The following is a 12,828-nucleotide window of genomic DNA, read 5'->3' as shown; positions in this document are numbered from 1 at the left end:
TCGGGCAATCGGTGGCCCGCCCGCCGTGCAGGCGGCGCGGGATGGCAGGCAGCTAGCGTGGTCAATCTAGTGCCGGGAAGGGGCAGCGACGACCGCGGCGGCGGCGACCGCGGCGCTCACGCTGGCCATCACGCCCGGCATGCGCGCCGGGTCGACGGCGCTGGCGCCTTCGCGCAGCTCGAAGTGCAGGTGCGGTCCACTGACCTTGCCGGTGGCGCCCGACAGCGCGATTGCCTGGCCGGCGCGCACCGGCTCGCCGCTGGCGACCTGACGTACATCGAGGTGCGCATAAAACGAACGGTGGCCGTCGGCATGCAAGATGGTGATGGTTTTACCGTACTTGGCGCCGCCGGCATCGAGGTCGGTCGAGCTGTCGACGACGCCGTCGGCAACCGCCAGCACCGGGGTGCCGCGGCGCGCCCGCAGATCGACGCCAGCATGGCTGTGGGTGCGCCGCGCCGACACGTCACCGAAGGCACTCGAGACGCGCATGACGGCCAGCGGCGGCTGCCACACGAGCGTTTGCGTATCCGGCACGGCCGTCGTGGCCGCGGCGGTCGACGTGACATTGGCAGCCGCTGCCGGCAAGCGCCAGGCGTAGGCCGGCTGCAGTGCCAGCACGGCGCCGACGGCGGCAGCAGCAGCGACCGGCAGCAGGCCGCGCGCCAGCGCGCTGGCGGCGGCGCCCTGGCCATCGCGAATCAGGCGCAGGCGCTCGGCCACGCTGGCGGTGCCAAATGCCAGCGCGCCGTCGTCCGCACCGCCACCGACCTGTTGACGGCGAAACTGGTCGATCAGGGTGGCTGCATACAGACGTCGCTCGCTGGCGCCGCGTGCGGCCAGTACGGCACGGTCGCAGCCAGCTTCCTGGGCCCAGAACAGACCCGCCTGCAAGCGCCGCATGGCCGGATTGAACCACAGCAGCGCATGCAGCAGCAGCGGATCGCGGCGCGCCAGGTGGGTACGCTCGTGGGCAAGGATTAATTTGCGCTGGGCAGCGCCGAGCACATCGAAATGGCGCGGCAACAGCAGCACCGGCTTGCACACCCCCAGCAGCATGGGCGAGACGGGCAGCCCGGTGCGATAGACCGGCAGCGCGTGGCCAGTGCCCTCATCTGTGTCATCGTGAGCATCGCGCACGGCGGCAGCAAGCAGTGCGCGCCCGGCCTGCCCCGCCCTGGCCAGGCGCAGCAGCGCAGCGCACAGACCGGCGAGATAGACGGCGCACCAGCCACGCGCCACCAGTAGCGGCCAGTCGCTGGCAGCAGGTGGCGGCGGCGCCACTGCCAGCGCCGCCGCTGGCAATGGCGCCGGATCGGCCTGCGCCCCGCTGGTGAGCGCAATCACCGGCAGCAGGCTCACCACCGCCCGCTGCGGCATCAGGCCCAGCATCAGCGCCGCAGCACACAGCAACTGCGCCACCAGCCACGGCGCGCGCGCCACCCGCAGCGCCGGCCAGCGGCGCGCCGCCAGCGCCAGCACGGCCATATTTAGCAGACCCACGGCTGCGCAACCGGCGCTGGCCTGGGCAAACTGCAGGGCGAACAGATCAGCGTTCATCGCCCCCTCCACACGGCGCCCGGCGCCCGGCAGCACGCTGCCGCATATGCCTGGACACAGGCGCAGTTCAAGCGCAGTTCAACGATCGACGGCAGCATCGGGGGCTCTCCATGTGACAATGGAATCAAGTATGCGACAACTGTCGCATACCTGTCAAGCCCTGCTGATGTGATCAGGCGCGCAGATTGACGCTGGCGGCAAAGGTGGGGGCGCGCCGCTGGCGGCTGGCCTGCTCGTAGCCGTAGGCCATGCCGATCAGGGCCGCCTCGGTAAACGCGGTGCCGACGAACGACAGGCCGACCGGCAGCGCATTGACGAAACCGGCCGGCACCGTGATGTGCGGGTAGCCGGCCACTGCCGCTGGCGACGAAAAGCTGCCGCCGTAGTGGTCGCCGTTGATGAAATCGGTCAGCCAGGCGACGCCGCCGGTGGGCGCCACCAGCGCGTCGAGCTGGTGTTCCTTGAGCACCTGGTCGATGCCTTCGGCGCGGGCGTAGCGGCGGTTGTTGGCCAGTGCATCGAGATACGCCTGGTCGCTCAGCGGGCCCTGCTGTTGTGCCTTGAGCAGGTGTTCCTGGCCAAAAAAGCGCATTTCATGGCTGTTTTTCAGGTTGAATGCTACCAGCTCGGCCATGTTGTGGATCGGTGCATGTGGCGCGTAGTCGGCCAGGTAGGCTGCCAGGCCGGGCTTGAATTCGTACAGCAGCGCCGCCGTTTCGCTGTCGTTGTACTTGTCGGTATTGGGCACGCTGACGTCGATCAGGATGGCGCCTTCGGCCTTGAGCACCGCCAGCGCTTTTTCGATGACGGCGTCGACGCCGTCGGCGCTGCCAAAGAAATTGCGCGCCACCCCCAGGCGCTTGCCGCGCAGGCCGCCCGCCACCAGCGCCTTGCCATAGTCCGTCCGCTGGGCGGCGCCAGCGCCAGCGACCGCAGTGGCGCTATCGGCCGCATCGGCGCCGGCCATGGCGGTGAGCATCAGGGCGGCGTCGCTGACGCTGCGCGTCATCGGGCCGGCCGTGTCTTGCGAGGCGGCGATCGGAATGATGCCGCTGCGGCTGATCAGGCCGAGCGTGGGTTTCAGTCCGACCAGCCCGCAGGTGGAAGCGGGCGAGACGATCGAGCCGTCGGTCTCGGTACCAACTGCCAGCGTGGCCAGACTGGCGGCGATCGCCGCGCCCGAGCCGGAACTCGAGCCGCTGGTATTGCGGTCGAGCGCATACGGATTGCGGGTCAGGCCACCGCGCCCGCTCCAGCCGCTCACCGAATGGGTCGAGCGCATATTCGCCCACTCGCTCAGATTGGTCTTGCCGAGGATGACGGCGCCAGCGGCCCGCAGGCGCGCCGCCACGAAGGCGTCGCGGCTGGCGCGCACACCGTCGAGCGCCAGCGAACCGGCGCTGGTACTCATCTTGTCGGCGGTGGCGATATTGTCCTTCAGTAGCACCGGAATGCCGTGCAGGGGGCCGCGCAGCTTGCCGGCGGCGCGTTCGCGGTCGAGCGCGCGCGCGATGTCGAGGGCGTCCGGATTAAGTTCGATGATGGCGTTGATGGCAGGACCGCGTTTGTCGATGGCGGCGATGCGCGCCAGGTACTGCTTTACCAGCGTGCTTGCACTGAGCGTGCCGGCCGCCATCGCCGCCTGCTGCTCGACGACACCGGCGTCGAGAATGCCGCTACCGGTGAGGCTGCCGGCAGCGGCTTTGGCAGTGCCGTTTGCGGCTGCCGCCAGTGCCGTCGCCGCCAGTCCGAGTCCCACAAAATCCCTGCGATCCATGCTTGCTCCGTGTTTGGTTGATGCACTGATGGTATCGCATAAACAATGCTCAGACGAAAAAAAACGCTGCCATACGGGCAGCGTTTTTTGCACACAGGCGGGTCAATCAGTTACGGATGACGCGCTTGTATTCGTTGGTGCGGGTGTCGACTTCGATGGTGTCGTCCTGGCTGACGAACAGCGGCACCGAGATGGTGTGACGGTTCGCTTCGATGGCGTTTTCCAGCTTGGCTTCCTTGAGCACGTTACCCGAGGTATTGCCCTTGACGGCAGGCTCGGCGTAAGCGACCACGCGCTGGATGGTGGTAGGCAGTTCGACCGAGATGGCCTTGCCGTCGTAGAACACGGCTTCGCATTCCATGCCGTCTTTCAGGTAGTGCAAGGCGTCGCCCAGGTTTTCTTCTTCAATTTCGAACTGGTTGTACTCTTCATCCATGAAGACAAACAGCGGATCGGCGAAGTACGAATAGGTGACCGGCTTCTTATCGAGGACGACGACGTCGAACTTGTCGTCGCCGCGGAACACGTTTTCCATCGGGCTATTGGTCAGAAGATTTTTCATCTTCCACTTGTAGGTAAAGCCGGTCCGGCTCGAACCGTTGACGTCAGAGCGCAGCACGATCATGGGTTTGCTGTCGACCATGATGATATTGCCAACGCGAATTTCTTTTGCAGGTTTCATAATAAATAGTTCTAAAAAGTGGTTTGCTAAAAAATCATCTGCCGCCGCCTGGCTCGAATCGCCTGAAGCGCGTTTGATCTCAAGTGAAGAGGGCCATACTCAACAGAGCGCCTGACAAGACGTTCAGGGCGGAGTCGTGCGGCGCGGCACGCGCAAGGCACCGTGATCGCGTGACACCATGGGCGTCTTGTAAAGCGCTCAGAATCAACCGCGCATTATACCGCATGTTATTGGTGCGCAGAACCGTTTGCGGCCCGCACAGTTTGCGCGAAACGCAACAGATTCGCGGCCAGGTCGCCATGCGCGACCATTTCGGCATGCCACTGCTGCACCCGCTCAGTACTGGCGGCGATGGTAGCGCGGTAGTCGGCCCAGGTGCGGTGCCAGCCGTCGCTGTCGTCGGCATCGGCGGCGCCGCCGCCATGCTGCTGGCCGTCCAGGGCGCCGTTCCAGCGCAGGTTCAAGGCATTGGCCGCCGCCAGCTGGGGCGAAAAGCGCTGCAGGAAGGCGCGCAGTTTGACATGGTGCAAATTCTCATCCTGCGGATAAATGTGCCAGACAAACGGCCGGCCCGCCCACTGTGCCCGCACAATCGAATCCTCGCCGCGCACCAGGTTCAGATCGCACGCCCACAGCAAGCGGTCGTAGTCGGGCTGCGGCAAAAATGGCAGCACCCGCACGCACAGCGCGCCGCGCGTGGCGGCCGCGCCCGGCACCGCCGGAGCGCCGAGGAAAGCGCCGACCGCCGCGCTGGCCACGCCCTGCGGCACCAGGCAGGTGATCGGCGTGGCACTGCGCTGCCAGGCGGCGAACAGCGCCGCGACTGGCGCATGGGGGTAACAGAACAGCGACACCTTGAAGGCCGCCTGTTCGGCATCGCTGACGCCAAGATCGGCAAGAAACGCCGCGCTGGCGCCCTGCGCTGCCTGAAAATCGCGGCGGGCCTCGTCGAGACCCCGTTCGCGCAGCAGGCCGCCGGTGTGCGCGGTAAAACCGGGAAAGAAGAAATGCTTGATGAGCGGCAGCCGCGGATGGGTCGATGGCAGCGTATGACAGCCTTCCACCCACGCTTCGGCGCTCATGCCCTCAAGGTTCAGCCAGACCGGGCGCGGCGTGCATTGCGCCATCGCGGCGACATACGCAGAAGGCAGCTCGACGCCAAAAAACTCGATCACTGTGTCGGCGACCTCGACACCGGCAACGTCAGCGTCGGCACCGCCCTGCCAGTGACGCACGGTGACGCCGGCCACCTGCTGGACCGCGGCCGCTGGCAGCACCTGTGGACAGAGGCGCCGAAAGGTCAGCAAGTCGTCGACCCACAGGGTGACATCGATAGCGTGCTCGCTGCGCAGCTGGCGCGCCAGGCGCCAGCAGATGCCGATATCGCCGAAATTGTCGACCACCTTGCAGAACAGGGCCAGCGTCGGGGCACGGGAGGGGGACAGAGACATGGTGACAAGGGCGCGCCGCAGGGGAGCGCCAGGCGAACTCGGGCCATTATTTTACCCCTTTTATGACGCACTTTTGTGCCATTCGTAGTCGCACCAAAAAAGCGCAAATGAGCGAAAACTTCTTTGCGTGCCTGCCGGTCATACCCTCACCAACGAACAGCAAGCAGCGCCTGCCGTTTTACGCACGCGAGCGGCGCTGCGTGCGAATGTCCGTGGCGTCACGTGCTTCGCCAGCTTGGTCGCTGTCCGGCACGTCATGAATAACATCTATATCAGTGGAGAGCGTAATGACTGGACTACAACAGCAATATGGTGTGGGACAAGACCTCGAACCGCAATTGTTCGCAGGCGGACTACTGGGCGGCCCCTTGGGCGGCCTGATCGGAAAAGGCATAGGCGGCCTGTTTGGCCGTTCCAACCTGGGACAAAACATCGGTTCTGGCATTGGCGGTCTGGTCGGCAGCCTGCTGCCATTTAGCGCCGACCCGGTGACGCAAGCCTACGCCCAGCAGCAGCAACAACTGCAGCAGCTGCAACAGCTGCAACACGCGCAACTGGCCCAGCAACTCGATCCCCAGGGCTGGTTCGGCAACATCCTTGGCCAGGTGGCTCGCCCACTCGGTGGCGCGGTCGGCGGCCTGTTCGGCCAGGCGGGCCTGGGCAATACCATCGGTGGCATTGCCGGCTCACTGGGTCGCATGCTGCCCTTTGACGCCGATCCCGTCACGGCAGCGTACCTGCAGCAGGCACAACAAGCGCAACAAGCACAACAACAGGCACTGGCGCCGCAAAGCACGTTCGGCAATATGGCGCCCATGCATGGCATCGGCATCATTCCGGGCAGTTTCAGCTCGCGTGGGCTCATCCCCCGCTCGTTCGCCGATGCGATCCCCGACTACCGGGGCCAGAATCCCAACTATGGCTTTGCCAGCCGCATGTTGCCGTTCGATGTAGACCCCGTCTCGGCGGCCTATCTGCAGCAGGCACAGCAAGCACAAAACGCCCAACTGGCGCAGCAGGGCCAGATCGCCCCGCAAGGCTGGTTCGGTAACATCCTCGGCCAGGTGGGTCGCCCGCTCGGTGGCGCTGTCGGTGGCCTGTTCGGCCAGTCGGGCCTCGGTAGCACCATCGGCGGTCTGGCTGGATCGCTGGGGCGCATGCTGCCGTTCGACGTTGACCCGGTGACAGCGGCGTATGCGCAACAAGCGCAGCAAGCACAACAAGCGCAGCTGGCACAACTGGCACAACAAGGCCAGATCGCCCCACAAGGCTGGTTCGGTAACATTCTCGGCCAGGTGGGGCGCCCTCTCGGTGGCGCCGTCGGTGGCCTGTTCGGCCAGTCAGGTTTGGGCAGCACCATCGGCGGTATCGCCGGCTCGCTGGGCCGCATGCTGCCATTTGACGTCGACCCGGTGACGGCGGCGTATGCGCAACAAGCCCAACAAGCCCAACAGGCACAACAAGTACAACAAGCACAGCTGGCGCAACTGGCACAGCAAGGCCAGATCGCTCCGCAAGGCTGGTTCGGCAACATCCTCGGCCAGGTGGGTCGCCCCCTCGGTGGCGCCGTCGGTGGGCTGTTCGGCCAGTCCGGTTTGGGCAGCACCATCGGTGGTCTCGCCGGTTCCCTTGGCCGCATGTTGCCGTTTGACGTAGACCCCGTGACGGCCGCCTATGCGCAGCAGGCACAACAAGCACAACTGGCACAGCTGGCGCAATCGGCACAGCCTAGCCAGATCGCGCCGCAAGGCTGGTTCGGTAACATCCTCGGGCAGGTCGGACGGCCCCTCGGTGGCGCCGTCGGTGGCCTGTTCGGCCAGTCCGGTCTGGGCAGCACCATCGGCGGCCTCGCCGGTTCACTGGGCCGCATGTTGCCGTTTGACGCAGACCCCGTGACGGCGGCCTACGCGCAACAAGCCCAGCAAGCACAGCTGGCACAACTGGCACAGCAAGGCCAGATCGCCCCGCAAGGCTGGTTCGGCAACATCCTGGGCCAGGTCGGTCGCCCCCTTGGTAACGTCGTCGGCGGCCTGTTCGGCCAGCCAGGCCTGGGCGGCACCCTCGGTGAAGCCGCTGGTCAGCTCGGCCGCATGCTGCCCTTCGCCGCCGGCCCAGACTTAGCGCAGGCACAGCAGCTGCAGCAACTTCAACAACTGCAGCAACTTCAGCAGCTGCAACAACTGCAACAACTACAGCAACTACAGCAGCTGCAATACGCACAACAAGCAGCCATGGGCGCTGGTCTGCCCAATGGCGCCGCCCAAACGACCTACGCGCAAATACCGCAGCAGCCATATGGACAATCGGCCTACGGCGGTGTGCAGGGTCAGCCCGGCATGATGGCGGGCGGCACGCCAACCATGCATTGACAAGCCCGAGCCGGCGGTGCCGGCCCGGCTTCATCAACAGCGGTCTTTCGCCTGCGCGGGAGACCGCTCTCACGCAAAGAGAAGGACCCTTATGGTCTTGACACAAACTGGTCCCGAACGGGGCCGCTATATCGTGCGCGCTGCGGGTGATGCGATTCCACTGACGGGCTTTCTGGCGACGATTGCCAACGAGCCGGCCATTGCCATCGTTGATCGCATCGGCCCGCCGGGACAGGCGCACACCGTGGTGGCAGAAATGAGCCACGACCGTGCGCGCGCGCTCGAACAGCAATTCATTCAATCCCAACAACCCATCATTATCGAACCGGATCGCCCGCTGTCCATGTTTGCCGGCGAACCGGGCTAGAAAGGACATTGTTATGGCAGTCAAATCTTCCAGTGGCGGCGAACTGCCGCCCGATCCAGAAACCCCTGGCGACAGCATCGGCGCTGGCCGCTCGCGGCGCGACGGCAATACCGACATTCCCGCCGCCGCCGCTGGCAGCACACCGGGCGCGGCCGGCCGCACCATCGGCGAACGGCGCAAACGCTACCTGGTGGCGCCACGCCAGAGCGCCGGCGGCCTGTCCGTTGCCAGCCTGGGCCTGCAACCGGCGGTGTTCAATGCGCCATCCTTCGATGGCGTCGAACAGGCACTACGCGACCATCCGGAAATCGACTTCATCGGCAGCGTGGGACCACGCAAGGACCTCAGTACCCTGTCAACCGGCGCGCCGGGCGGCCAGGGTGTGCTGGTGGCACGCATGTCGGACAAAAATGCCGCGCGTTTGCACCAGCAGGGCGCCGGTACCCTGCTCGTTGAGCGCGACCAGCATCTGTATCTGACCGATGCGGTCATTCAGATGCCGGGGCTGGTCACCGGCCTGCTGCCCGATGGCCCCACGACCGACGTTTTCATCACCGTGCTCGGTCGCGACAACATGCCGGTGGCCGGTGCCGAAGTCTCGGTGTTCGGCGCCATGCTACCCGTCTCGGGTGTCACCAATGCCAATGGCCAGGTGGTGCTGGCCCTGTCAGGCGAAGCATCGCGCACGGTCTCCGGTCTGTACGTCAAGCCGAAGGCCGATTACTGGAGCTTTTATCAGCGCGATCCCGACATCAGCATTGGCGAGCCGAACGTGGTGGCCCTGCGCGCGCTGTCGGACTGGCCGAACCTGAAAGACTTCCCGCAGCGCCACGCCTACGGTTGGGGCCAGAAAGCCATGCGGCTCGACCAGTTGCCACCACAGCTGCGGGGACAGGGTATCAAGGTCGCCGTCATCGATTCCGGGGCGGCCACCACCCATCAGAACCTCGAACAGTTGCGGGCCGGTGTAGACATCCTGCAAAAAACCGATGCCCAGGGTTGGCGAAAAGACGATCTCGGTCATGGCTCGCACTGCTCCGCCGTGATTGGCGGCGCCGCCATCGCCAGCGGTATGCGCGGCTTTGCCCCGGAAGCCGAACTGCACGAATGCAAGCTGTTCCCTGGAGGGCAAATTTCGCAACTCATCGATGCCCTCGAGTATTGCATCGAGAACCAGATCGATGTGGTCAATCTGAGCCTGGGCGGGGCCCAGCCGTCAGAGGCGCTGGAACAGCAAATCATTCGTGCCAAGCGTGCCGGGATTGCCTGCATCGTCGCCGCTGGCAATTCGGGCGGGCCTGTCCAGTATCCGGCGTCCTCGCCCAATGTGCTGGCAGTGGCGGCCATCGGCAAACTGGGCGAATTTCCACCAGATAGTTATCACGCGCAAACACTAACGCAAACGGTCGATGCCAACGGTTACTATCAGGCCAGCTTCAGCTGCTTCGGGCCTCAAGTGGCGGTTTGTGCGCCTGGCGTGGCAATCACCTCGGCCGTGCCGGCCAATAATTTCGCGGCATGGGATGGCACGTCGATGGCGGCGCCGCACGTCACCGGCCTGGCAGCACTGGTATTGGCGCATCACCCTGATTTCCAGTCCACCTTCAAGGCAAGGGGGCCGGAACGGGTGGAACGGCTGTTTCAACTCATCAAAATGAGTGCACGCCCGGTCACTCTGGCCGACCCGGAGCACACGGGCTATGGCATGCCGGACGTACTCGTTGCCATTGGCTTGCAAGCGGCTTTTCCCTACATGCAAGGCAACATCGGCGCAAGCAGAGCCGGTGCGGCGCCGACGATGGGCAATGCGTCCGCTTACCCGGCCGGCTTTACAGCGCCTCAGCCCCAATCATTTACACCGATGTCAGTCGATCCGCGCTGGGCCGCCGCCTCTGGCGCGCAGGGCGCGCAGTTGGGAAATCTGAATATTTTTGGTAGTGGATATTGGTAGCGCTTCTCTGGTGGCTGGTAGAGAGTAGCGGATAGCGGGTAGCGGGAGAGCGGGTAGCGGGAGAGCGTATTGCTCGAGGCTGAGGGACAGGCGTTAAGCGCTGCGCCTGCGCGGTTCACGCGCAGGCGCTTGCAGCCTGCCCGTCTTTTGCTCGAGCCTGGCTAGCTGCGACAGCCGGGTCCGGCACTGGGTCTGCCATGGCGGGCAGCGAGTGGTGATCACTGCCTGTCACACCGACCTGTCGCAGACGGTTGCGCGCACACGCAAAAAAGGACAAAAAACAGAAAAAAATAAAAAATAAAAGATAAAAAATAAAAATAAAAATAAAAACGCCAAAAACAATCAAACAAAAAAATGAAAACAAACCGACCACACCGAACCAGCAGTGCAGCGACCGCAAGGCAGGGGCACCCGCCTGCAGCGGCCAACACAAAACATACAGGCGTAAAAAAACCGGAGCACCTATGCGCATGCGCGCTGGTCTGCTCCGGTTTTTAACTGGCGTCCCCAAGGGGATTCGAACCCCTGTACTCACCGTGAAAGGGTGATGTCCTAGGCCTCTAGACGATGGGGACAGAAATCTGTCCTGGGTAGATACTACACCCTGACCTGTCGCGCCGCACTGCTTTCATGCGGGCACTAATTTAACACTTACTTTGCCCTGGTCATCGACGCACATGGCGCTTAACCGAGCTGGCGTCCCCAAGGGGATTCGAACCCCTGTACTCACCGTGAAAGGGTGATGTCCTAGGCCTCTAGACGATGGGGACCCGAACTATTCCAACAAAACTTGGTGGAGGTAAGCGGGATCGAACCGCTGACCTCTTGCATGCCATGCAAGCGCTCTCCCAGCTGAGCTATACCCCCCAATTGAGCGGTGCAAAAAAAATCCCTGACTGGTCAGGGCACATAGTTGGCAACTACGTTTTCTGCACTCTCTAAAACCTGGCGTCCCCAAGGGGATTCGAACCCCTGTACTCACCGTGAAAGGGTGATGTCCTAGGCCTCTAGACGATGGGGACCTGGAACTTCCAACAACACGTATCGCTACGCTTTATTACTTCAACCACTGCTTGAAACAACTGCGTTTTTACTACAACTGCTTCTTCAACGTGGTGGAGGTAAGCGGGATCGAACCGCTGACCTCTTGCATGCCATGCAAGCGCTCTCCCAGCTGAGCTATACCCCCGTCCGGTGAAGAAGCAAAATTATAGACGAAACTCTTGCATTCCGCAAATGCGGAATTGGATAAATCAAAGATATTTGCGAACGCGGGCCAGAACGACGTCACGATCGAACAGTTCGAGCACAGCATCGATGGCCGGCGTCTGCAACTGCCCCACCAAGATCAGGCGCAGCGGCATGGCCAGTTGCGGCATTTTCAAGCTGTGCGCGGTCAGCACTTCCTTGATCATGGCGGCCAGCGCAGGCTTGTGCCATTCCACCGTCTCAATACGCTCAGCAAACTGCGCCAGCGCCGGCTTGACGGCGTCGTTGAGGTGCTGGGCCAGCAAGGCAGGATCGGCCTGCGGCGTGCGGTAGAACAGCATGGCGGCGTCGGCCAGTTCATTGATGGTATTGGCACGTTCCTTCATCAAGCCCAGCACGGGTGCCAGCGGCGGATTGTGGTTGAACTCGGCGCCTTCAGTGAGCATCCGTGGGCGCGCCAGCGAAGCGAGGCGGTCGTTGTCCGCCAGTTTGATGTACTGGTTGTTGAGCCAGTTGAGCTTTTCCGGATTGAACTGCGCCGGTGATTTGGTCAGGTTGTTCAAATCAAACCACTGGCAAAACTGTTCCATCGTGAAAATTTCATCATCGCCATGGCTCCAGCCCAGGCGCGCCAGGTAGTTGAGCATCGCTTCTGGCAAATAGCCCTGCGCCGGGTAGTCCATCACGCTGACGGCGCCATGGCGCTTCGACAGTTTTTCGCCATCGGCGCCGAGGATCATGGGCAGGTGGCCATACTTTGGCAAGGGTGCGCCGATGGCGTTGAGGATGTTGATCTGGCGGGGGGTGTTGTTGACGTGATCGTCACCGCGCAACACGTGGGTGATTTGCATGTCCCAGTCATCGACGGCCACGCAGAAATTGTAGGTGGGCGTGCCATCCGGCCGGGCGATGACGAGGTCATCCATTTCCTTGTTGGCGATGGTGATGGTGCCCTTGACCACATCGTCCCAGCTCACTTCGCCGTCGAGGGGGTTTTTGAAGCGCACCACCGGCGTGCGGTCGGCCGGTACCGCTGGCAGGGCCTTGCCTGGCTCGGGGCGCCAGGTGCCATCGTAGCGCGGCTTGTCGCCAGAAGCGCGCATGCGCTCGCGCATGGCTTCGACTTCTTCTGGCGACGAGTAGCAGTGGTAAGCGGTGCCAGCGTCCAGCATCTGCTTGACCACCTGACGGTAGCGCTCCATGCGCTGCATCTGGTAGAACGGCCCTTCATCATGATGCAGACCGAGCCACTCCATGCCTTCGATAATCGCTCGCACCGCTTCCGGCGTCGATCGTTCGAGGTCGGTGTCTTCGATGCGCAAAATAAAGGTGCCGCCGAAGTGGCGGGCGAACGCCCAGCAGTACAGGGCGGTACGGGCGCCGCCGAGGTGGAGGTAGCCGGTGGGGCTGGGGGCAAAACGGGTGCGGACGACTGTCATGGCGGTGGAATCTAAGGCTATAA

At 63.6% G+C, this 12,828-nt stretch carries 9 protein-coding genes and 5 tRNA genes; 3 read left to right on the top strand and 11 right to left on the bottom strand.

Annotation, left to right across the window (positions count from 1 at the left end):
* Positions 1-66: 66 nt before the first annotated feature.
* The 4 genes from ACP7BZ_RS11805 to earP form a co-directional block, all read right to left on the bottom strand.
* On the bottom strand, positions 67-1,560 hold the full coding sequence (locus tag ACP7BZ_RS11805; protein ID WP_426113295.1) for a M23/M56 family metallopeptidase: 1,494 nt from the start codon (positions 1,558-1,560) through the stop codon (positions 67-69).
* A 172-nt stretch (positions 1,561-1,732) separates the two neighbouring features.
* Positions 1,733-3,337, bottom strand: coding sequence for an amidase (locus tag ACP7BZ_RS11800; RefSeq protein ID WP_426113293.1), 1,605 nt, complete (start codon positions 3,335-3,337; stop codon positions 1,733-1,735).
* Between the two features lie 106 nt (positions 3,338-3,443).
* Positions 3,444-4,019, bottom strand: coding sequence for an elongation factor P (locus ACP7BZ_RS11795; RefSeq protein WP_426113291.1), 576 nt, complete (start codon positions 4,017-4,019; stop codon positions 3,444-3,446).
* Between the two features lie 227 nt (positions 4,020-4,246).
* A complete protein-coding gene (earP, locus tag ACP7BZ_RS11790) occupies positions 4,247-5,470 on the bottom strand; it encodes an elongation factor P maturation arginine rhamnosyltransferase EarP (protein WP_426113289.1) in 1,224 nt (407 codons plus the stop codon).
* A 287-nt stretch (positions 5,471-5,757) separates the two neighbouring features.
* Here earP and ACP7BZ_RS11785 point away from each other — a divergent pair, with 287 nt between their 5' ends.
* The 3 genes from ACP7BZ_RS11785 (at position 5,758) to ACP7BZ_RS11775 (ending at position 10,157) form a co-directional block, all read left to right on the top strand.
* Positions 5,758-7,839, top strand: a complete 2,082-nt coding sequence (locus tag ACP7BZ_RS11785) for a hypothetical protein (RefSeq protein WP_426113288.1) — start codon at positions 5,758-5,760, stop codon at positions 7,837-7,839.
* A 91-nt stretch (positions 7,840-7,930) separates the two neighbouring features.
* Positions 7,931-8,206, top strand: coding sequence for a hypothetical protein (locus tag ACP7BZ_RS11780; protein WP_426113286.1), 276 nt, complete (start codon positions 7,931-7,933; stop codon positions 8,204-8,206).
* 13 nt (positions 8,207-8,219) lie between these two features.
* Positions 8,220-10,157 (top strand): S8 family serine peptidase, encoded by a 1,938-nt coding sequence (locus tag ACP7BZ_RS11775; protein WP_426113284.1) that lies wholly within the window; start codon positions 8,220-8,222, stop codon positions 10,155-10,157.
* 115 nt (positions 10,158-10,272) lie between these two features.
* On the opposite strand, the gene ACP7BZ_RS11770 is transcribed toward ACP7BZ_RS11775, so the two are convergent.
* From ACP7BZ_RS11770 to gltX, 7 genes are all read right to left on the bottom strand, one after another.
* Positions 10,273-10,629 (bottom strand): hypothetical protein, encoded by a 357-nt coding sequence (locus ACP7BZ_RS11770; protein ID WP_426113282.1) that lies wholly within the window; start codon positions 10,627-10,629, stop codon positions 10,273-10,275.
* A 27-nt stretch (positions 10,630-10,656) separates the two neighbouring features.
* Positions 10,657-10,732, bottom strand: a tRNA-Glu gene (locus ACP7BZ_RS11765).
* Positions 10,733-10,851: 119 nt separating this feature from the next.
* Positions 10,852-10,927, bottom strand: a tRNA-Glu gene (locus ACP7BZ_RS11760).
* Between the two features lie 21 nt (positions 10,928-10,948).
* Positions 10,949-11,024 (bottom strand) — tRNA-Ala (locus ACP7BZ_RS11755).
* Between the two features lie 79 nt (positions 11,025-11,103).
* A tRNA-Glu gene (locus ACP7BZ_RS11750) sits at positions 11,104-11,179 on the bottom strand.
* A gap of 91 nt (positions 11,180-11,270) precedes the next feature.
* Positions 11,271-11,346, bottom strand: a tRNA-Ala gene (locus ACP7BZ_RS11745).
* Between the two features lie 64 nt (positions 11,347-11,410).
* Positions 11,411-12,805 carry a glutamate--tRNA ligase gene (gltX, locus tag ACP7BZ_RS11740; protein ID WP_426113280.1) on the bottom strand — a complete coding sequence of 465 codons (1,395 nt, stop codon included), beginning with the start codon at positions 12,803-12,805 and terminating at the stop codon, positions 11,411-11,413.
* Positions 12,806-12,828: the final 23 nt, after the last annotated feature.

Source organism: Massilia sp. PWRC2 (assembly GCF_049896725.1).
Taxonomy (GTDB): domain Bacteria; phylum Pseudomonadota; class Gammaproteobacteria; order Burkholderiales; family Burkholderiaceae_D; genus JAFCUW01.
This window is presented reverse-complemented; position numbering and strand designations above follow the sequence as displayed.